Raw genomic sequence first — 20,982 nt, 5'->3', positions numbered from 1 at the left:
ACAGACTTCGTCTTATCCCACGCTTTATCGGCCCCTTTGCTGGTGGCATCCCAGCCTTTCTCGGTGCCGTGCTTCGTCGCGTCCCAGGCTTTATCTGTGCCGTTTTTCGTAGCATTCCAGGCGCGCGTCAGAGCACCCGGCTCCTGCTGGGGCTGTGTCTGGGCCTGCACGTGAGCCACAGACACTACAGTGACGGCAGCACCAAACATTGTAGCCACAACGGTACGAATTTTCATAAAAGCCTCCCGGCTGGTTTAATAAAACATCTCATAAACAACAACGATAACAGGCAAACAGAACACGGGATGTACCCTGATCTGTTATAAAGTCGTTACGCAGAAGGTTAAGCTTCTCACAACATATATCCGGATACAATACTCAGGTATTATCGCGGGCAAGACTATCAAGTGCTGCCTGCAAAATATAAGCGGCGGCCAGCTGGTCGACCACATCTGCCCGTTTCCTGCGCGAAAGATCGGCCTCATCAATGAGCATACGGTTTACCGCTGCGGACGAAAGGCGCTCGTCCCACAGGCAGGCGGGCAGACCAGTCTGCACCGTCAGTTCCAGCGCCCAGTCTCTGACAGCCTGAGCCGCCGGCCCGAATGAACCGTCAAGGGATAATGGCATACCGATCACCATTCCTGCAACCTCGTGCTCCTGAGCAAGAGTGCGCAGCGCAGCAACCATGGCACCCAGCCGGCCTCGTTTTATGGTTGCAAACGGCGTGGCCACCATGCGCGAAACATCAGAAAGTGCCAGGCCGACCTGTTTTTTACCCGGGTCTATGCCCAGCAGACGGGCATGACGGGGAAGAGCCGAACAGAGTTCAGAAAAAGTAAGAAGTGTCATTGCACACACCGGTATGTTGCCACGGGCGCAATTATGCTAGAGTTTTTTTTTCTGAATACAGCCTGAAGAGGGTCTGCCACCATGTCGCTCGACATTGCGACCACACGACGCATTGCAAAACTGGCCCGTATTGGCCTTGCAGATGATGAACTTGAAACCGTCCGCCAGAAGCTTGACGGCATTCTTGACTGGTTTAACCAGCTCTCCGAAGTGAATGTCGAGGGCATAGCACCAATGGTTGGCACAGAGACCGAAGCCATGCGACAGCGTGAAGATGTCGTTACGGATGGCAACTGTCAGGAGGCCGTCCTGTCCTGTGCGCCAGATAAATCTGGTCCTTTTTACACAGTACCCAAGGTTATTGAATAAGATGCTCACCGGACTGACACTCACCGAAGCCCGCGCAGGCCTCGCTGCGCGCAAATTTTCTGCGCGCGAACTTGCAGCCGCGCATCTCAGTGCCATTAACAGCCTGAACCCCAAACTGAACGCTTATATTACGGTTATCCCTGCAAAAGATGTTCTCGCTGCTGCCGATTCTTCTGATGCGCACTACGCCGCTGGCACAGCCCGCCCGATGGAAGGTCTGCCAATAGGCATTAAAGACCTTTTCTGCACCAGAGGTGTTAAAACCACAGCAGCCAGCAAAATGCTTGCTGATTTTATTCCGCCTTATGAGAGCACTGTCACAGCACAGCTGCTTGCCTCCGGCTCTGTCTTCCTTGGCAAAACAAACCTTGATGAATTTGCTATGGGGTCAGCTAATATTAACTCTGCTGCCGGTCCTGTTGTCAGCCCATGGCAGCGTAAGGGTGACGAAAAAGCGGCTCTGGTTCCCGGCGGGTCATCAGGCGGGTCAGCTGCTGCTGTTGCTGCCGGCCTCGCGCTTGCCGCTACCGGCACTGACACAGGCGGCTCTATTCGTCAGCCAGCCGCCTATTGTGGCATTGTTGGCCTGAAGCCAACCTATGGCCGGTGCAGCCGCTGGGGCACAATTGCCTTCGCAAGCTCGCTTGACCAGGCCGGGCCAATGACCCGCACCGTGGCAGATGCTGCCCTGATGCTTGAAGCCATGGCTGGCTTTGATGAAAAAGACAGCACAAGCGCAAATAAACCCGTGCCGGCTTTTTCAAAAGCTGTCGGTAAAAGTGTCAAAGGCCTGCGCGTTGGTATTCCGGCTGAATATCGCGCCCCCGGCCTTGCCCCTGAAATTTCTGCCATATGGGAACAGGGCATTGCATGGCTGCGTGAAGCCGGCTGTGAAATTGTTGATGTCTCTTTGCCACATACCAGATATGGCCTGGCAACATATTACATCATTGCCCCGGCCGAATGCTCATCAAACCTGGCTCGCTATGACGGCGTGCGCTTTGGCTCACGCGCAGAGGCACCGTCTCTCGACGAGCTGTACGAGCGCACCCGCGCTGAAGGCTTTGGCGAAGAAGTACGCAATCGTATCCTGATGGGCACTTATGTTCTGTCAGCCGGGTATTATGATGCCTACTACCTGAAAGCACAGAAGGTCAGAAACCTGATCCGCCGTGACTTTACAGAAGCATTTGAAAAAGTTGACGTACTGCTGGCACCAACTGCACCAAGCGCTGCATTTGCTCAGGGTGAAAATTCTTCTGACCCGGTACAGATGTATCTGAACGATATCTTTACCGTGCCTGCCAGCATGGCCGGCGTGCCTGCCCTCTCTGTGCCTGCCGGACTCGACAGCCAGGGACTGCCACTGGGGCTGCAGATTATCGGCCGCCATTTTGACGAAGAAACTGTACTGTCAGCCGGGAGTGTTATTGAAGCTGCCGCAGGCTTTACCCACAAACCCGCATTGTTTGCGGAGGCAGGTCTATGAGCTATACAATCGAAGGTAAAACCGGCACCTGGGAAATCGTGGTGGGCCTTGAAGTGCATGCCCAGATCGTCAGCAACTCCAAGCTGTTCTCAGGAGCCTCAACCCGCTTTGGTGGCGAGCCGAACTCGCAGGTGAGCCTGGTTGATGCGGCTTTCCCCGGCATGCTGCCTGTTATCAATAAAGAATGTGTCGCTCAGGCCGTGCGTACCGGCCTCGGGCTGAATGCCCGCATTAACCTGCAAAGCCGGTTTGACCGCAAAAACTATTTTTATGCTGACCTGCCCCAGGGCTACCAGATCAGCCAGTTCGAATACCCGATTGTTGGCGAAGGCACGGTAGAGATCGAACTGCAGAATGGCGAAACACGCCAGATCGGCATTACCCGCCTGCATATGGAGCAGGATGCCGGCAAGCTGCTGCACGATCAGGACCCGAGCCGCTCTTTTGTTGACCTGAACCGTTCAGGCATTGCCCTGATGGAGATTGTCAGCGAGCCGGATATCCGCGCCCCTGAGGAAGCCGGTGCCTACCTGCGCAAGCTGCGTCAGATTCTGCGCTATCTGGGCACCTGTGACGGCAACATGGAAGAGGGCTCAATGCGTGCTGACGTTAATGTCTCAGTACGCAAGGCTGGTGAACCTTTCCGCACACGCTGTGAAATTAAAAACGTTAACTCCATTCGCTTTGTGATGCAGGCTATTGAAGCAGAAGCCGTGCGTCAGATTGAGATCTGGGAAAACGGTGGCGAAGTTGACCAGGAAACCCGCCTGTTCGATGCCGCACGCGGTGAAACCCGCACCATGCGCTCAAAAGAAGATGCGCATGATTACCGCTATTTCCCCGACCCTGACCTGCTGCCTCTGGTCATTGAGCAGTCATGGGTTGATGAACTGAAAAAAGCCCTGCCTGAACTGCCTGATGCAAAAAGAGCCCGCTTCCAGCAGGAATATGGCATTACCTCTTACGACGCAGGCGTTCTGGTCGCTGAACAGATTACGGCTGACTTCTTTGAGACTGTCGCAAAAGGACGTGATGGTAAGCTGGCTGTCACATGGGTTACGGGAGACCTGTTCGCTGCCCTGAACCGCACGAGCCGCACCCTTGAAGACAGCCCTGTCAGCGCGGCTTCTCTCGGCAAAATGCTGGACCTGATTACTGATGGCACCATCAATGGCAAAATTGCCAAAGATGTTTTTGAAACCATGGTTGAAACCGGTGACGAACCCGAAGACATCGTGGAGAAAAAAGGCCTGAAACAGGTAACTGATACCGGCGTGATTGATACCGCTATTGATGACATCATGACAAAGCATGCCGATAAGGTTGCTGAATACCGTTCAGGCAAAGATAAACTCTTTGGCTTTTTTGTCGGTCAGGTCATGAAAGAAACTAAGGGCAAAGCCAACCCGGCTCTGGTCAATGAAGCGCTGAAAGCGAAGCTCGACCAGTAAAAAACAGGGAAAATATTTTCCCTGTAAAAATATGCTCAGGGGGGGTTTGACGAAACGTCAGAAACCCCCTAAAAGCAGTCCTGCAAACGTCGTGTAACTTACACTCTTTTTTGCGGAGGGGTGGCCGAGTGGCTGAAGGCGACGGTTTGCTAAACCGTTATACGGGTTAAACCGTATCGAGGGTTCGAATCCCTTCCCCTCCGCCATTTTTTTAAAACTCAAATTTTCTAAAACTATTTTCTCAGCTTTTCTCTGTGCTGACGAAGATATTTTTTTGATTTTCATTCAGATCACACCGGATAGATGCACCTTGCGATATGCCCAGCGTCGGACAATATTTTACTATTAAGAATACCCTCAAAACTCATCACATATAAATTTTTACTCTATAAAACTCTTTACCTTCACCTATAAAAAAACTACCATACCCATTAATTAAAAATATTTATTCCCAAAAACCTCTTTATATTTTAAATGGATAACAATATGCGCGCTTTAATAAGTTTCTTCATTGTCATTATGGCTTACATCGCAAGTCAGATTTATTATTTTTTCGGCATGAAAAAACGATAAATACTTCTTCTTCACTTACACCCACCTCCCAACCACAGCAGCTCTTGCCGGCAGGCCGGACATTCACGAGATGCAGACTGTACTCTGAAGCGGGAGGCTTCTGTTTTGTAAAAATAAAAATCTCAAACAAAGGCGGTTATATTTTTCTAATCTGCTACGACATGCGCTGATACAAACAGCCCGGTTCCGATATATTTTACAACTACTCCGGCATAATATTCACCTCATCTTTGTTAACACCGTAAACACATTTCTTATTTTTGTAAGCTTGCTCTGCCTGGTGGTAATGCCTGTCTGAAATGCCACCAACAACAAGAGCATTCATCGTTTTAAGGGAATACACCACATCAAGGTGTAATTTTGTGGTCAATGCCAGCAAGGAGCTCCGACATACAGCGCTGCCTTCATGATAGATAATCAAGGTGTTTTTGCCTTTTTCATTCTCATGACCTGAACAGGCAGATAAAAGCCACAAAAACACAGCGCTGATCATACGACACTTCATAATATTCACCACCACTCAGGTATGACGCCACAGACATCAGCAAACAACAGGGCTTATCGCCCTGTGTTATAAAACGTACCTTTGTGTAGCCTCTGTTCAATTTCCTCAAGTGTTGTACCGGCTGTTTCAGGCACAAAAGCCCATACAAAAACAAAAGACAGCACATTAATCAGGCCAAAAAGCCAGAAGGTGCCTGTTGTACCAAGTGCATTCACAAGCGTTAATGTAACAAGCGATACAACAGTATCAGACAGCCAGACAGTTGCGCTGGCCAGGCCCATCGCTTTACCGCGTATTTCGAGCGGAAACACCTCTGAGGCAATCAGCCAGACAGCAACGGACAAAGACCCAAAATTGAAAAAGATATAACCCAGCAAAGCAGCAAGCATTACCACCATACGCAAACCGGCAATCGGCGCTGAACTAAGAAAAATGCTGCCCAGAACAAAAAGAGATAAAGCTGCAAAAGGCAACATAACCAGAAGCATCCGGCGTCGCCCGACACGGTCAATCAGGGCAATACCCATCATGGTTGTAATGGTCGAGGTCAGACCAATACCAACAGAGGTCAGCAGAGCAGCAGAACTCCCAAGTCCGGCCTGAGCCAGAATAATGGGGGCATAATAAACAACGACATTAGGCCCTGAGAGCTGAGAGAGCGCAGCAACCCCTAAAGCCGCGATAAGAGCCGGACGAACCCATGCCTGCTTTAGTCCACTCCAGCCGCTCTCACCCGTCTGCTGCTCATGTGCGCTAAGCAGGTCATCCAGCTCCTGCCGAACCGGGTCATGATGCCCACGCAGACGATATAAAACAGCAATCGCCCGCTCCTCCTCATGATTATGAAGAAGCCAGCGGGGACTTTCCGGCAAGAAAAACATACCCAAAGCAAGCAGGGCTGCAGGTATAACCCCGAGGTTAAACATCGTGCGCCAGCAATCAGGTGGCCCGGCAAGCTCGTATCCGGTAAAAAATGCAACAAGCAAACCAAGGGAAAAAACCATCTGAAACAACGAGACGAGGCTGCCGCGTAATTCTGCCGGGGCAAGCTCAGCCACATAAACAGGGATAATTTGTGTCGTTGCCCCGACAGCGGCCCCCAGAAACAACCTGGCAATAATAAGTGTTGTCTGATCAGGTGCGAAACCACACCCGAGGGAAGCCGCTATAAAAACAGCCGCCGCACAGATTGTCGTAAGGCGACGACCATACCGGTCAGCCACCGGCCCGCTGATCAGAGCCCCCGCAACAGCACCCAGGTTAAGTGCGGCTGCTATCCACTCCTGCCCTGCCGTTGAAAGGGAAAAACTGCGCGTCACATAAATAAGGGCTGAGGCAATAATACCGGTGTCATACCCAAAAAGAAGCCCGCCAATGGCAGCAATTGCTGCTGCCATAATCACGTAACGCCGGGCCTCGCGTGAGCGGTCCTGAAGATGGGCAAACTGCGGAAGCAGTTTTCTGATACGTGCCCTGATTAAAGAGTGACGATTATGCTCCTCCTGAGAGGCCGGATGTGATGCGGGCATGACATGGCCTTTCAGTCAGATGAAACACCAAAAATCTCCTGAAGGGTGTTCACCATCGCATCTTCATTAAGTTTACGGCCCAGCCACAGCTCTGCACCGATAACACCCTGATTAACCAGCATACCAAGGCCATCAAGCGTTATGCAGCCACGTGATTTTGCCTCACGCAGAAATTTTGTTGCCGGTGGATTAGGGATAACATCTGCCACCACGACTCCCTGTGACAATGTGCCGAGATCAACAGGAGGCAGAGCCTCTTTATCTCCCAGACCAATCGAGGTGGCATTAATCACCACATCGGTGCCCTCCGGCACGGCAATATCACCCGACCAGGCAACAGCTTTTGCTTCACTTTTTGTATTTTTACGAATCAGCTCAGCAATAGCTTCTGCTTTTTTAGGCTTACGGTTGGCGATGGTAATATGCTTTGCACCGGCAAGGCCAAGTTCAACAGCAATGGCACGCGCCGCACCACCTGCACCAAGCAGCAGAATTTTCTTACCTGAAGGGTCAGTCACTTTCTTTAAGGAAGCAAGAAAGCCCTTACCATCAGTATTATTGCCGGTCAGCTTACCGTCACGGATGCTCACGCAGTTGACCGCACCAATAATGCTGGCTGATCCTGCAACCTCATCAAGATATTTAATCACTTCAACTTTATGGGGCAGCGAGCAGTTAAAACCCACCCACTCCATCGCCAGTGCACCTTTTACTGCACCTTCAAGATTTTCAGCTTTTACGTCACAGTTGATATACCGTGCATCGATACCATCATGCGCATAGGCAGCTTCCATCATGGCTACAGTTGGGTTATCCGCGCAGGGAGTTGAAAAAGATCCTGTCAGGATGGCGCGGAAATTTCTGTCTGTCATGAGATCGCTCCGGAAAGGTTAAAACTGTAACTTAAACCCCGTATCGCAATACATGATGAGTATGATGTCAAATAATTGTCGAACACATCCTGTTGAGGCGTGCAACTTTTTCACCACACAACACAGAAAGATACAGACGGAATGAACATTGCACCATCGCAGGGCTTATTATCTGCCACACTTATTCTTGGTGGTGCACGATCAGGCAAAAGTCGCCATGCAGAAGCACTGATAACTGCCCTTCCCGCCCCCTGGATCTATATTGCCACCGGGAGGGCCTTTGACGATGAAATGCGTGAGCGGATTGCCCATCATCAGGCCAGCCGGGCTGATGGCTGGCTGACTGAAGAAGAGCCTCTGAATATTGCCGCCTGCTTTAATAAATATGCCGACAAACCAGTGCTGCTTGACTGCCTGACATTATGGCTGACCAACCTGATTCTCGATGGCTGCGATACAGCACTGGCTACCCGACAGCTCATTGAATCACTGAAAAATCGTAAGGCTCCAGCCGTGCTGGTTGGCAATGAGGTGGGGCTTGGCATTGTGCCTGAAAATAAACTCGCCCGTCGTTTCAGAGATGAAGCTGGTCTGCTGCATCAGCAACTTGCCTTACATGTTGGCAAAGTTTTATTTGTGGCTGCCGGCCTGCCACTGACACTGAAAGACCAGCAACATCAAAATACCGGCCCTTTAATGCCCTGAAGGGCAAACTGGCCTGTAATTCACCACACTGCAGACAGACAGAAATAAACCCGCAGCCTCATCTGTCGTGACAAAAACCCGATACACATGCGATTCCCGATATATCTTGACATTAGATATATCGAGATATATATCGAGAATCATGAAACACAGAAAAAGACACGCAGGCGGTCGTCACCGCCACCACATGTTCTCCCCTGAAGGCGCAGAGCGCGGGCACGGGCGTCACCATCGCCATCATCATGGCCGCGGCCATGGCAGCAGCCACCGCGAAGGGCGCGCCAGACTATTTGATTATGGCGAGATCCGCCTCCTCACTCTCAGCCTGATCGCTGAAAAACCAACCTATGGATATGAACTGATTAAAACGATTGAAGAGGCCTCAGGCGGCAGCTACACGCCCAGCCCGGGTGTTATCTACCCAACACTTACCTGGCTTGAAGAAGCCGGCTACATTCACCCCACAACCGATGAAGGGCGTAAAAATTACGGCATCACCCCTGAAGGGGCCGCTTTTCTGACAGCAAACCAGGCAGCTCTGGAGGAAATTCGTTCACGCAGCGGGTCAGATGAACATGGCAGACGCCGCGACCTCTCAACCCCACTGATGCGGGCCATGAAAAACCTTAAAACAGCTCTGCGCCTTCGCCTGCGTGATGGTGGCCTGGATATTGAAGCTGAGCAGAAAATTATCGCTTTACTGGATGAGGCTGCCCAGACTATCAGCCAGGCCTGACCTCTGCTCTACCATAAGCATATGCTTATACCTGCTGGTATGGACGTTACACTATTTTCTTCCTAGCATGGCACTGATTAACGACATTCTGTTCGTAAAACCCACTGCCGACGGGTCGTGTCACCCATGTTAAGGACCAGAGAAATGTCAGACCAACTTCTTAACGTCCAGCTTCTGATATCTGGCAAATGGCAGGATGCTGCCGATGGCCGGACCTTCCCTGTTCAGGACCCCGCAACAGGCGAAGTCATTGGCAAAGCGGCTTATGCTTCAAAGTCTGAGCTGGCTCTGGTCGCTGAGGGCGCGCAAAAAGGCTTTGCTGCATGGCGTGCTCTTTCCGCCTGGGACCGTTTTGTTATTATGCGTCGCGCTGCAGAATTACTGCGTGAGAGAGCAGAATCAATAGGCCGCATTCTCAGCCGTGAGCAGGGCAAACCGCTCGCCCAGGCTGTTATAGAAATACAGGCCGCAGCAAATGTTATCGAATATTTCGGTGAAGAAGGCCGCCGCCTTAATGACACGCTGGTACCAGCCCGCGAGACTGACATTGAGCAGCGCGTGCTGCACCGCCCCGTTGGCGTTGTCGCTGCCTTCACACCATGGAACTTCCCGGTTAATCAGATTGCCCGTAAACTTGGCGCCGCACTGGGAGCCGGGTGCTCAGTTATTGTCAAAGCCCCTGAAGATACTCCGGCTTCTCCGGCTGAACTCCTGCGCACATTCCTCGATGCAGGTATTCCGGCAGGCGTTGTTTCCCTCGTTTATGGTAACCCTGCAGAAATTTCAGAATATCTGATTGCGCATCCGGTTGTCAGAAAAATCTCCTTCACCGGGTCAACACCGGTTGGCAAACATCTGGCAGCCCTTGCCGGAGCACAGATGAAGCCCGTAACAATGGAGCTGGGAGGACATGCTCCCGTTATCATCTGCGCCGATGCTGACCTGGATGCCGCGGCTGAACGCCTGTGCGCTGCCAAATTCCGCAATGCCGGGCAGGTATGTATTTCTCCGACACGCTTTATGGTCGACCGCACTGTCGTTAAAGCCTTCACTGAAAAACTTAAGGCTCGCATGAGCGCACTTAAAACAGGGCGCGGCCTTGATGCTGGTGTAACCCTGGGCCCGCTGGTTAACGAGCGTCGTCTTAACGCCATTAAAGAACTTGTTGAAGATGCTCGTCAGCACGGTGCGACGATCTGGCAGCCTGATATTTCACTGCCTTCATCTGGTTATTTTCACCCTCCGGTCCTGGTCATTAACCCGGAAGAAACTGCGCGCATCCTGCACGAGGAACCTTTTGGGCCCGTTATTATTCTCACAGAATTTACCACACTGGCAGAGGCTGTTGCTGAAGCAAACCGCCTGCCCTATGGCCTTGCAGCCTACGCATATACACGTGATGAACGCACGCAGCGTTTGCTGGGAGAAAAAATAGAAGCCGGGATGATCTCCATTAACTACTCCGGCCTTGGACTGCCTGAAGTGCCATTTGGTGGCATTAAAGACTCAGGCTATGGCACTGAGGGAGGCCCGGAGGCATTGCGGGCGCATACTTACCTTAAGCTCGTGACAAGCAAACAGGCTCCTGCTGATTTTTAAGCCCGCCGAACCAGGCCCCTGTTAAACTCAGGGCCTGACGTCATGTTCGCCGTTCACAGATTTACCGATAAAGTAACCTGTGAACAGAGCGTGGTTGCTGACCTGAACTGCCATATAACAGCATCAAAAGCACTGCATGCATTATTTCGATGCACTTAAAGCTGCCAGCACAAGGCATTCGGTTATCGTCGCTGTCGCCCCCAGCACGTCACCTGTATAACCACCAAAATTTTTATATGCCGTCATGACCATAATCCCGAGGGAGAAAAATGGCATCAGCAGTGGTAATATCAGAGTAGAAAAAACGGGGGAATAAGCCGCATTCCACCAGTAAACCCAGCAAGCAATACTCATGACACTACAGGCCTGAGCAAACAGAAAAGGAATAAGCGGCACAGGAGACAGCAGACGGGCAAGGCCATTATTACGGGCAGGAGAAAGCACTACAGGTACCCAGATCATGGTTGCACGGGCGAGTAGCCCTGAACACATTAAAGCCGGAATAAGAGCCGTTGCCGGTAAAACAGAGAGCGCACCGACTTTTGTCAGCACACTCAGACACAAAGCAAGCACGCCATAACTGCCAATGTGGCTGTCACGCATAATATCAAGCTTGTGCTCACGTGTATGGGCACCGTAACTATCAGCCATATCGGCCAGCCCGTCATCATGAAAGCCACCTGTCAGGGCCACCTGTGCGGCAAGCGTCAAAGTAACTGCTGGCCAGGGTGCAATATGCATAATGGCTTCAAGAAACCACCCCACGATCCCGCCGGCAAACCCTGTGAAGGCTCCGACAAAAGGCCAGAGCCAGAGTGAGCGTGCCAGTGGCCAGGGGCGTTTATCAGCCCGCTGTGCTCTGGTAAGCAGCCAGAACACAGGCAGCCTTGTAAAAAGACTTAACGCGCAGGCCAGATCCTGACGAAACTGATTCAAAACATTCATCGCCGCTTTGACACAGAGGCTTCTGAGAAAGTTGCCATTTTTGTGTGACAGGCAACAGCGGCTCTCAGAACAGGAATAGCAAGGGCTGCGCCTGACCCTTCACCCAGACGCATATCAAGCGACAGCAAAGGTGTAAGCCCGACAGCCTGTGCAAGGCGTGCATGCCCCGCTTCGGCTGAACAATGGGCCAGCCATGTATGGGCCAGCCCCTGGGGATTAAGCTTAAACAGCGGGGCAACCGCTGCAGTGCAAACATAACCGTCAAGCAGAACAGGCACTGAGAGATGGCGGGCAGCCAGTGTTGCTCCCATAATAGCTGCCAGCTCATACCCCCCTGCCCGGCGTGCCAGTTCAAGCGGAGAGGTACTTTCTGCCGCGTGCAAGGCACGGGCGGTATCAACAACAGCAGCTTTGCGTTTAACACCGTCATCATCAAGGCCGGTGCCGCGGCCGCTCCATAAAAGACTGTCACCCCCAAATAACAGAGCCGCCAGGGCAGCGGCGGCTGTCGTATTCCCGATACCCATTTCACCAAGGCACACAAGGCTGCTATCGTGAGGCACGCTGTTGTAACCGATATTGACCGCGTGCAAAAACGCCTGTTCTGTCATGGCAGGAGCCAGGGTGAAATCAGCAGTCGGTGTCAGTTCTGCGACAGGAATAACCGAAAGAGCAGCCTGGGAAACCTGCGCAATCTGATTAATCGCAGCACCGCCATGCCTGAAGTTTTGAACCATTTGCATTGTGACTTCAGCAGACCATGGGGAAACATTTTGAGCGACCACACCATGGTTACCGGCAAAAATCAGAATATTCACTTTACTGAGCTGTGGAAGAGACTTTTTTTGCCAGGTTCCAAGCCATGATGTCAGCTTTTCAAGCTGCCCCAGGCTGCCTGCTGGCTTGGTAAGAGTACCTTCACGACGGGCTATAGCCTCCTGCGCTGACAGGTCGGGTCCGGGCAGCGTAAGGCAGACATCATGCAGGTCTGTCAGGCTGGAGAAAGGCTGAGAAAGAAGCGGCTGTGAGAAAGAGGACATATTATCGTGTTTCAGGCATTCAGCTATGTGTAACGTATCAGGGGCACAATACAGCAAACCCGCCTGTGGGCATAATGGGCCTTACATATTCTGCAGAACTCTGTTCTCAGCCGACACATCTATCGTATTCAGGCCATTACCCGGCGATCATGATTACACAAGCCCAAACATTTCAGTAAAACAAAGACGTTTGGATAATCAGAAAGTGCTGTGATCTGACTGCTCCCACGCCTTCAGTGCATCTGACAAACGCAGCCATGCCGGCTCAGATGCTGGCAGGCCAATGCGCAGACGATCACAAAAACCTGAGAAAATACGTGTCACGATACCAGACTGACACAGATGCTCCCAAAGCCTTAACGCATAAGGTGTTATCACCAGCGTAAAAAGTGCACACTCTCCGACACAGACCAGACCTGCACTGGTCAGCAAAGCAACCAGGCGGGCATGATCCTGACGCGCGCGTGCAGCGGCATCATGCTTCCATGCCTCATCAGCCAGAGCGACTTTACCAATATGAAGCGCGACAGAACCCACCGGCCAGCTGCCCTGCACATGGCGTACCTGTGCTGCGACCTCCTCTGATGCCAGTAAAAACCCAAGCCTGACACCAGGCAGACCATAAGTTTTGCCAAATGAACGCAGCACCAGAACAGAAGAAGATGGCAACAGTGCAGTTGCGCTCTCTTTTTCAAAATCAGCGAAAGCTTCATCAACTATAAGAAAACTATTATTTTTCTCACAATGCTCAGCCAGAGTACGTAACCAGCTTAAAGAGACAATCCGCCCATCAGGATTATTGGGATTGCAGACCACACATACCGTGCCCGGTTGTAAGGCTGCCTGCAAACAGGCATCAGGCTCCTGCACGCACTGCACAGTGACATGCCCCTGCTGACGCCAGGCCTGCTCATGCCCTGAATAAGTCGGGCCTGAAATACACACATGCCGGACAGGAAGTACATAAGGCAGTAATGCAATAAGGCTCTGACTCCCGGCACCTGCCACAACCATAGACGCCGAAGGCACACCATAAGCCCGCGCAGCACTCTGACACAAAGCCTCTTCTTCATCCTGCTCAGGCAGGCGGGTCAGCTGTGCCACATCAGGAAATGTGCAGGGGTAGGCATACGGGCTGATACCTGTTGAAAGGTCATAATACGGCTCAGGCGCATGAGGAAAATTCTGCATCACAGCACGAGCCTGCCCGCCATGGGCAGGTAAGCGGATACCCCCGGCAGATATAGCCCCGGCTCTGCATTGCGTGATAGAGGGTGTCGTCTCTGCCCCGGGGCGTTCTGCCTCAAACTGTGAGCCTGCTGCACGCATGTTGCTTTTTCCTCTTACTGTCACGCTGCCCGTTGCTGCTCTGGCGGCTGTTACCGAAAGTCTGGCTGGCTACCCCGCCCCCCTGTTTCGCGCCATAGGTCACCCTGTGGTGTGGGCTGGTGCCCTGATAAACAAGCTTGACCAGACCTTCAACCACCCGGAGGAATCAGAAGCCCGGCGCAGGCTGGCAGGCTTTGTCGCTCTGTTTATTCTGCTGGCTGTTACACTGGGCATAACCGGGCTGGCTCTTAAAATCGGTGATCATTTTTTATCCCCCTCCCTCATGCTCATTGCGCAGGCTATCGCCACAACAACACTGGTGGCGCAGAAATCTCTGTGGACACATGTATATGCCGTGTTCAGGGCACTACAAAATGACGGGCTGACGGGTGGCAGGCAGGCTGTAAGCCAGATTGTCGGTCGTGATACTACAGTGCTGGATGAAGCCGGGATTGTCAGGGCGGCTCTGGAAAGTCTGGCTGAAAATTTCTCTGACGGTGTCGTTGCCCCCCTGTTCTGGGCTGCATTATTTGGCTTGCCTGGTGCCGTGTTTTATAAAACTGTCAACACAGCTGACAGCATGATAGGCCACCTGACACCACGTTATGCCGCATTTGGCATGGCCTCAGCCAGACTTGATGACCTGATTAATCTGCCAGCCTCACGCCTCGCAGCCCTTTGCATTATACTGGCTGCCCCTCACGGACAGCGCAGAGAAGCATGGCGGGCAGTATGGCGTGATGCACGCAAACACCGCTCACCCAATGCCGGCTGGCCAGAAGCTGCTATGGCGGGTGCCCTCACCCTGCGTCTGGCCGGGCCACGCAGCTATAATGGCAAAGAAGTGCCTGACCACTGGATGGGCAACGGCACAGCACAGGCTACAGCATCAGACCTGAAACGAGGGCTCAGCGTATATCGTCGTGCCTGTGGCCTGCTGATAATCTTCTTGCTGAGTGCGGCACTTAGCGGCATGATGATGGGATGAGCGACCCAAATTTTTCCGCAGCATTTCGTCAGGATCTGGATAAACTTTTTGAATGGCGGCGTGATGTTCGTCATTTCAGAACAGATCCGGTGCCCGAACATATTCTGGAAGACCTGCTGCACACGGCCTGCCGTGCTCCGTCGGTCGGCCTGAGCGAGCCATGGCGCTTTGTACGCGTTGAAAGCCCGCAGCGCCGCGCTGGTATACGCAATAATTTTGCCCGCAGTAATGCTCTTGCCCTTGATGGCCGCAATGGTGACGACGCACAGCGTTATGCGTCGCTCAAACTTGCCGGGCTTGATGAAGCTCCGCACCATATTGCTGTTTTTTGCGACACAAACCCGGCACAGGGGCGTGGTCTGGGTCGTGCCACCATGCCCGAGACCACAACATGGTCTGCCGTTATGGCAATTTATACCTTCTGGCTAAGTGCCGCAGCTCAGGGGATTGGCCTGGGGTGGGTTTCTATCCTCGACCCGGATGATGCCGCCTCTGTCCTGAGTGTGGAGCCTGACTGGCAGTTTCTGGCCTATCTCTGTGTTGGTTACCCTAAACAACATGCCAGCACCCCTGAGCTTGAACGCCAGGGATGGGAGCAGCGTAACCCGGCCCGCCGCCGGTGGATTTACCGTTAACACTCTTTTCCTCTTTTTAAAAAAGGTAAGACGTTATGAGCAAAATCAGCATTGTTTACCATTCTGGCTACGGGCATACCAAAGTCGTTGCCGACCACATTGCAAAGGGTTCAGGCGGCGCGCTGGTTATCATTGATGCCAATGGTGATATCACTGAGGCAGACTGGGAGACACTCAACAGCTCAGACGCCATTATTATGGGTGCCCCGACTTATATGGGTAATGTTAGCTGGCAGTTTAAAAAATTCGCTGATGCAACGTCGAAAATCTGGTTTACAGGCGGCTGGAAAGATAAAATTTTTGGCGGTTTTACAAACTCAGCCAGCCCCAGTGGTGACAAGCAGGTTTCTCTCATTTATCTGCAAACACTTGCCTCACAGCATGGTGGTATATGGGTCAGTCTGGGCCTGCCTCCCTCTAATACCAAGGCAGCAACCTCTGACGACACAAACAACCTGGGTGGCTCAGTAGGCCTGCTGGTACGTTCGCCCGCTGATGCCAGCGTGGATGAAGTGCATAAAGGCGACCTGCTTACAGCAGAGCTCTATGGCAGACGTATTGCTGACATCACATCACGCCTGAAATAATTACCTCTCCTCACTGTTTTCCCGCACCGGCTTCGTGCGGGGAATACACTTACTGACGAGGACAATACGATGACACGCCCTCCCCTTCCTCCCTTTACGGCTGAAACTGCCACACTCAAAGTCAGAGCCGCAGAAGATGCCTGGAACAGCCAGAACCCTCAGCAGGTTGCTCTTGCCTATACACCCGACTCAGTGTGGAGAAACCGTGACCAGTTCATTACAGGGCGTGTCGCAATAGAGGCTTTTCTTACGCATAAATGGAACACTGAGCATGATTACCGGCTGATTAAAGAACTGTGGAGCTTTCATGATAATCGTATAGCCGTACGTTTTGCCTATGAATGGCATGATGAAAGCGGACAATGGTTTCGCTCATACGGCAATGAAAACTGGGAGTTTGATGCAACCGGCCTTATGCAGCGCCGCTTTGCCTCTATTAATGACCTCCATATTACTGAAGCAGACCGTAAAATGCACTGGCAGGGCAACCGCCGCCCTGACGATTACCCCTCCCTCTCAGCCCTCGGCCTGTAACGGCGAATATGACGCTTCAGGTCATAACTCTGAGTATTTATCCGGTTAAGGCCTTACGCGGTCTCGACTGCTCCTCCGTCTCCATACGCTTCTGGGGAGCAGAGGGGGACCGCCGCTGGGTTATTACTCAACCCGACGGCACTTTTATAACGCAGCGCACAGTGCCTGCTCTGGCACGTGTGCAGGCACACCCGACGGCAACAGGACTGGTGCTGACATGTGAAGGCTCTGCACCCTGCACTGTTACCTGCCCTGCATCTGACATACCCGTCAAAACAGTACGTGTATGGAAAGACCTTATTAACGCACGGGACGCAGGTGACCTGGCGGCTGACTGGCTTACCCGGCATACACAGACAGCCTGCCGCCTGATGTATATGCACAACCCCGATCAGGCGCGCATACGCACCATTGAACAAAACCCGGTGCCAGTCTCATTTGCCGATGGCTACCCGCTGCTGATTGCAACCGAAGCATCGCTCGATGATCTTAACGCCCGCCTGAAACAGCCTGTGCCTATGACCCGCTTCAGGCCCAATATCGTCATTGCAGGAGCCGAACCATGGGCTGAAGATTGCTGGCGCAGGCTGCGTATTGGCACAGCCATTTTGCGCATCAGCAAGCCCTGTGCACGCTGTATCGTCACCACAACCGACCAGGAACATGGCGATATACCAGACAAAAAAGAGCCACTTCGCACACTCGCAAAATTTCATCGTACGGCTGAAGGCATCATGTTTGCTCAAAATGCCATTGTCGAGCAGGAAGGCCACATGACCGTCGGTGATATTGCTGATGTACTCGAAGAAGGCCCCTCTAACCTGTTACCCTGAAGATACTGGTCTTTTCCTTTTAAGGATTGTTATGTTATAACATATCATATAGGGTAAGCAGACCAAAATCCGATGGACCGTGTCTGCTATGCTTAAAAAACTTCCGGTAACAGTGCTCTCAGGCTTTTTGGGAGCGGGCAAAACAACACTGCTCAACCATATCCTCAATAATCGCGAAGGGCGGAAAGTCGCCGTAATTGTGAATGATATGAGCGATGTTAATATCGATGCTGATCTGATACGCAGCGGCAGTGACCTCTCCCGCACAAATGAAACTCTTGTAGAAATGAGCAACGGCTGCATTTGCTGCACTCTGCGTGATGACCTGCTTCAGGAAGTACGCCGGCTGGCAGAGGAAGAGCGTTTTGATTATCTGCTGATTGAATCAACAGGAATTGCAGAACCACTCCCCGTTGCTGCAACTTTTGAATTTCGCGATGAAGCAGGGGAAAGTCTCTCTGATATTGCCCGCCTTGATACGATGGTCACGGTAGTGGATGCCGTAAACCTGCTGCAGGACTATAGCTCGACCGATTTTTTACGTGACAGAGGTGAAACAGCCGGTGAGGAAGATGACCGTGCTCTGGTTGACCTGCTGGTTGAACAGATAGAATTTGCCGATATTATCGTTCTTAACAAAATATCAGCCGCAACACCCGAGCAACGGCTGACAGCCAGACAAATTATTCAGGCACTGAACGCCGATGCCAGAATTATCGAAACGGACCAGGGCGCAGTTTCATGCGCTGACATTCTCAATACTCAGCTCTTTGACTACGACAAAGCCCACCAGCATCCGCTATGGTATAAAGAGCTCTCAGATTTTGAAAATCATACGCCTGAGACAGAAGAATACGGTATCAGCACATTTGTCTGGCGGGCCCGCCACCCGCTTATACCTGAACGATTTAAAGCTTTCATTGACAGCATATGGCCAGGCGTCATTCGGGCTAAAGGACATTTCTGGCTGGCAACGCGCCCCCAGTGGGTTGGAGAACTGGGGCAGGCAGGTGCTCTTGTGCGCACACAGGCACTGGGACGCTGGTGGGTTACGGTTCCTGAAAGCTACTGGCCTGAAGACGAAGAATCAAAAAATACGATCATTTCAAAATGGGATCCGCTTTACGGCGATCGTCGTCAGGAGATCGTCTTTATCGGCACCGGGGAGATGAACGAGGCAGAAATTACCCGTGCTCTCAACACCTGCCTGGCGCCGCAACCCGCCACAAAGCAATACGACCCCTTACACCTGTCATATTTGCCAGACCCCTTCCCTCTGTGGGGCGTGCAGGAAAGTGCAGAACATGCCTGACATCTTAGCAGATAACGAGCGAACACTACGCCACGAAATGTGGCACCGCTATAATGGCGATGACTGGGCTGCGTTTGATGCCCTGCCTCCGGCTGTTCGGACGAGAGTGACCCGGCACAGTTATGATGCATGGTCAGTGAATGTGATGATGCTATGGCGACACTACAAGCGTATTTACGGGCGCACTCCACGCGCCGAACGCGCTCTCATTAAATATCTGGATTACTGTGAACGTCTGGAGCGGGAGGCTTTTGCCTCACGTTATAACGAAGCCTACGGAGCAGTGCTGCCACATGATGCCGCCCAGGCAAGCGTGCTCAGATAAAAGAAAGAAAAAACTGCCTCGTCCCATCAGGCTAAAACGTGCTCTTACTTTTATCATGTTACAGGCCAACGAGCTTTCTTTATCAGGCTCAGGATTCATTCTCTGAGATAGAATCTGAAACTTGCTGTGATGTGAATTGCAGACATGAATGTATAAGCGCAGCGGTCATATCTGGTCGCAACACGTCGCCGGGCTGTCAACTTTGCGAATATATTTTCGATCAGATGGCACTTTTTATACAGGTGCTATTTGGTCATTTTTCTATGACAGGATAGTGGGTTGCAACAGAGAGCATGACCGTTCTTATCCTTGAAATTTTAATAAGTATCGACCTCATATTGCTGAAAAAACGCACACAGGCGGAAAGCCAACTTAGTATAGACCCCACCTGTGCGCATATAGAGTAAATAATTAATAAATTTTTTTAGAAATTATTTAAATACTCCTTGATATTTTATCAATTTCCTTAAGAAGTAGTGGGATTCTATATTCACCAACCATAGAATTTATATATTTTTTTGCCATTTCAAGAGGAATACCTAAGCATGTAATATAAAGTGGTGAAAGGCTTTGACCACGAAAAATAAAACATTCTTCCGGAGTATCCTTGAATTTACTTTTGGCTACACCGATGACAGGAATGCGTTGATTAAGCTCTTCATACAGATGAGCACCAAGGCCTTTTTTCATATCAGAACCAAGAGTGACATAACCATCTATAATAATAACTTCAATCGGTTCTGAAATTTTATAAATTAACTTTTTAAGGCAAGGCAATTCTCTCTGATAAAAGCTGCCAGGCTCATATGGCAAAACGTCATCACAATCACAATTATAAACTTTACAGAAAGCAGAATCAGTCCATGACTGAAATAACCCTCCAGAAACTTTTGCTTTTTTATTAAAATAATAAGCATCTATACATAAAATCATTGATTTACACAAAAAATTCAATTTTTGAAATAAACATTTCATATAAATCTGGGCATTCTTTTTTTAATTTTTCCTCAAAAAAAGTACCATAATTGTATTTTTTTTCTATAATATTTTTATTTTTATCGTATTTTATTATTAAAATATTATACCCAAAAGAATAAAATTTTTCTTCTTTTATCGATCCATTTTCATAGAAATGAATAAATGGCCCCATCGTCGTCCCTTCATGAGCAATAGCTATTTCTTTTATATTTTTATTTCTATAAAAATCTACCATTTGCCCATCTATAAATCCATTTTTATAACCTCTATACTCTCCTATTTCATTATTTTCATTCTCATCCCAAAACTCATATACCGTACCATTAACTGGTAATTTTTCATCATTTATAAGCATTAACTGCTGATCATAGAGACCACCATAGGTAACCTGATCCCATTGCAATCCATTGACTTCAGGATCAAACATAAGATCTTCCTTTGTAAGAATTTTTTGCGTTTCATACCATTCTTTAAAAATCATTTTTTTTCCTATGGTTTTGGAAGGTAGCCTGATGGGCAGTTAATACCACGTAATATTGATTCGCAATGTGGACATTGAACAAAAGGAGTATCCGACAATTTAACAGAACCTGTATGAATAACATCTACTGTAATATCATCTTTTTTCGCACCAGGATCATCATTTAAAGCAGCATTTACAGCATAAATTTCAGCATGTGATCCGGCACCCTTAGTATATGTATAACCATCTAAAATGTGTTTTTCATTATTTTCTAGGGCCTGTTAGATCTTGAAACTCTTCCCATATTGTAGAGATGGAAGAAGGAGACGGAAC

22 protein-coding genes, 1 tRNA gene and 1 pseudogene are annotated in these 20,982 nt (G+C 50.6%); 14 read left to right on the top strand and 10 right to left on the bottom strand.

Features of this window, described 5'->3' with window-relative positions; genetic code table 11:
* Both HK11_RS10795 and ruvX read right to left on the bottom strand, forming a co-directional pair.
* Window positions 1–236: pseudogene (locus tag HK11_RS10795) on the bottom strand (hypothetical protein); the annotation flags it as partial.
* Window positions 237–378: 142 nt separating this feature from the next.
* Window positions 379–852: a Holliday junction resolvase RuvX gene (gene ruvX / locus HK11_RS10790; RefSeq protein ID WP_086555353.1), complete on the bottom strand. Its 474-nt coding sequence runs from the start codon at window positions 850–852 to the stop codon at window positions 379–381.
* 81 nt (window positions 853–933) lie between these two features.
* Here ruvX and gatC point away from each other — a divergent pair, with 81 nt between their 5' ends.
* From gatC to HK11_RS10770, 4 genes are all read left to right on the top strand, one after another.
* Window positions 934–1,221 carry an Asp-tRNA(Asn)/Glu-tRNA(Gln) amidotransferase subunit GatC gene (gene gatC, locus HK11_RS10785; RefSeq protein WP_086555352.1) on the top strand — a complete coding sequence of 96 codons (288 nt, stop codon included), beginning with the start codon at window positions 934–936 and terminating at the stop codon, window positions 1,219–1,221.
* Window position 1,222: 1 nt separating this feature from the next.
* Window positions 1,223–2,710, top strand: a complete 1,488-nt coding sequence (gatA, locus tag HK11_RS10780; protein WP_086555351.1) for an Asp-tRNA(Asn)/Glu-tRNA(Gln) amidotransferase subunit GatA — start codon at window positions 1,223–1,225, stop codon at window positions 2,708–2,710.
* Window positions 2,707–4,161, top strand: coding sequence for an Asp-tRNA(Asn)/Glu-tRNA(Gln) amidotransferase subunit GatB (gene gatB, locus HK11_RS10775; protein WP_086555350.1), 1,455 nt, complete (start codon window positions 2,707–2,709; stop codon window positions 4,159–4,161). The genes gatA and gatB overlap by 4 nt, the downstream gene beginning before the upstream one ends.
* Window positions 4,162–4,275: 114 nt before the next feature.
* A tRNA-Ser gene (locus HK11_RS10770) sits at window positions 4,276–4,367 on the top strand.
* Between the two features lie 569 nt (window positions 4,368–4,936).
* On the opposite strand, the gene HK11_RS10765 is transcribed toward HK11_RS10770, so the two are convergent.
* The 3 genes from HK11_RS10765 to aroE form a co-directional block, all read right to left on the bottom strand.
* Entirely contained in the window at window positions 4,937–5,227 is a 291-nt protein-coding gene (locus tag HK11_RS10765) for a hypothetical protein (protein WP_086555349.1), read from the bottom strand.
* 65 nt (window positions 5,228–5,292) lie between these two features.
* Complete coding sequence (locus tag HK11_RS10760) at window positions 5,293–6,768, bottom strand: sugar porter family MFS transporter (protein ID WP_086555348.1); 1,476 nt, start codon at window positions 6,766–6,768, stop codon at window positions 5,293–5,295.
* 11 nt (window positions 6,769–6,779) lie between these two features.
* Complete coding sequence (aroE, locus tag HK11_RS10755; protein WP_086555347.1) at window positions 6,780–7,640, bottom strand: shikimate dehydrogenase; 861 nt, start codon at window positions 7,638–7,640, stop codon at window positions 6,780–6,782.
* A gap of 141 nt (window positions 7,641–7,781) precedes the next feature.
* On the opposite strand from aroE, the gene cobU reads away from it, so the two are divergent.
* The 3 genes from cobU to HK11_RS10740 all read left to right on the top strand — a co-directional run bounded on the left by cobU (window position 7,782) and on the right by HK11_RS10740 (window position 10,680).
* A complete protein-coding gene (gene cobU, locus HK11_RS10750; RefSeq protein ID WP_086555346.1) occupies window positions 7,782–8,345 on the top strand; it encodes a bifunctional adenosylcobinamide kinase/adenosylcobinamide-phosphate guanylyltransferase in 564 nt (187 codons plus the stop codon).
* A gap of 142 nt (window positions 8,346–8,487) precedes the next feature.
* Window positions 8,488–9,081, top strand: coding sequence for a PadR family transcriptional regulator (locus HK11_RS10745; RefSeq protein ID WP_086555345.1), 594 nt, complete (start codon window positions 8,488–8,490; stop codon window positions 9,079–9,081).
* A 144-nt stretch (window positions 9,082–9,225) separates the two neighbouring features.
* Window positions 9,226–10,680, top strand: coding sequence for an NAD-dependent succinate-semialdehyde dehydrogenase (locus tag HK11_RS10740; RefSeq protein WP_086555344.1), 1,455 nt, complete (start codon window positions 9,226–9,228; stop codon window positions 10,678–10,680).
* A gap of 141 nt (window positions 10,681–10,821) precedes the next feature.
* Here HK11_RS10740 and cobS read toward each other — a convergent pair whose 3' ends face one another.
* From cobS to cobD, 3 genes are all read right to left on the bottom strand, one after another.
* Window positions 10,822–11,625, bottom strand: coding sequence for an adenosylcobinamide-GDP ribazoletransferase (cobS, locus tag HK11_RS10735; RefSeq protein WP_086555343.1), 804 nt, complete (start codon window positions 11,623–11,625; stop codon window positions 10,822–10,824).
* Window positions 11,622–12,665 carry a nicotinate-nucleotide--dimethylbenzimidazole phosphoribosyltransferase gene (gene cobT / locus HK11_RS10730; protein WP_086555342.1) on the bottom strand — a complete coding sequence of 348 codons (1,044 nt, stop codon included), beginning with the start codon at window positions 12,663–12,665 and terminating at the stop codon, window positions 11,622–11,624. The genes cobS and cobT overlap by 4 nt, the downstream gene beginning before the upstream one ends.
* A gap of 198 nt (window positions 12,666–12,863) precedes the next feature.
* Entirely contained in the window at window positions 12,864–13,994 is a 1,131-nt protein-coding gene (gene cobD / locus HK11_RS10725) for a threonine-phosphate decarboxylase CobD (RefSeq protein ID WP_086555341.1), read from the bottom strand.
* Between cobD and cbiB the strand changes: the two genes are divergently transcribed.
* From cbiB to HK11_RS10690, 7 genes are all read left to right on the top strand, one after another.
* Window positions 13,993–14,982 carry an adenosylcobinamide-phosphate synthase CbiB gene (gene cbiB, locus HK11_RS10720; RefSeq protein ID WP_086555340.1) on the top strand — a complete coding sequence of 330 codons (990 nt, stop codon included), beginning with the start codon at window positions 13,993–13,995 and terminating at the stop codon, window positions 14,980–14,982. The two genes, cobD and cbiB, sit on opposite strands and share 2 nt — an antisense overlap.
* Window positions 14,979–15,617, top strand: coding sequence for a 5,6-dimethylbenzimidazole synthase (gene bluB, locus HK11_RS10715; RefSeq protein WP_086555339.1), 639 nt, complete (start codon window positions 14,979–14,981; stop codon window positions 15,615–15,617). Before cbiB ends, bluB begins: the two co-directional genes overlap by 4 nt.
* A gap of 35 nt (window positions 15,618–15,652) precedes the next feature.
* Window positions 15,653–16,204 carry a flavodoxin family protein gene (locus HK11_RS10710; RefSeq protein ID WP_086555338.1) on the top strand — a complete coding sequence of 184 codons (552 nt, stop codon included), beginning with the start codon at window positions 15,653–15,655 and terminating at the stop codon, window positions 16,202–16,204.
* Between the two features lie 69 nt (window positions 16,205–16,273).
* Entirely contained in the window at window positions 16,274–16,738 is a 465-nt protein-coding gene (locus tag HK11_RS10705) for a nuclear transport factor 2 family protein (RefSeq protein ID WP_086555337.1), read from the top strand.
* 8 nt (window positions 16,739–16,746) lie between these two features.
* Window positions 16,747–17,571, top strand: coding sequence for an MOSC domain-containing protein (locus HK11_RS10700; RefSeq protein ID WP_086555336.1), 825 nt, complete (start codon window positions 16,747–16,749; stop codon window positions 17,569–17,571).
* Window positions 17,572–17,659: 88 nt separating this feature from the next.
* Window positions 17,660–18,883, top strand: coding sequence for a GTP-binding protein (locus tag HK11_RS10695; RefSeq protein WP_086555335.1), 1,224 nt, complete (start codon window positions 17,660–17,662; stop codon window positions 18,881–18,883).
* The gene (locus HK11_RS10690; protein WP_086555334.1) at window positions 18,876–19,208 is read left to right on the top strand and encodes a DUF6525 family protein; all 333 of its coding nucleotides are present in this window, start codon (window positions 18,876–18,878) and stop codon (window positions 19,206–19,208) included. The genes HK11_RS10695 and HK11_RS10690 overlap by 8 nt, the downstream gene beginning before the upstream one ends.
* Before the next feature lie 435 nt (window positions 19,209–19,643).
* Here the strand turns inward: HK11_RS10690 and HK11_RS10680 are convergent, their stop codons facing one another.
* Window positions 19,644–20,183, bottom strand: coding sequence for an endonuclease V (locus tag HK11_RS10680; protein WP_198943257.1), 540 nt, complete (start codon window positions 20,181–20,183; stop codon window positions 19,644–19,646).
* Window positions 20,146–20,667 carry a hypothetical protein gene (locus HK11_RS10675; RefSeq protein ID WP_086555332.1) on the bottom strand — a complete coding sequence of 174 codons (522 nt, stop codon included), beginning with the start codon at window positions 20,665–20,667 and terminating at the stop codon, window positions 20,146–20,148. Before HK11_RS10675 ends, HK11_RS10680 begins: the two co-directional genes overlap by 38 nt.
* Between the last annotated feature and the right edge of the window lie 315 nt (window positions 20,668–20,982).

Origin of the sequence: Acetobacter sp. DmW_043 (genome assembly GCF_002153485.1) — a bacterium.
In the GTDB taxonomy this organism is placed as follows: Bacteria; Pseudomonadota; Alphaproteobacteria; order Acetobacterales; family Acetobacteraceae; genus Acetobacter; species Acetobacter thailandicus.
The sequence above is the reverse complement of the archived record's forward strand: the minus strand, read 5'-3'. Positions and strand labels throughout refer to the sequence as shown.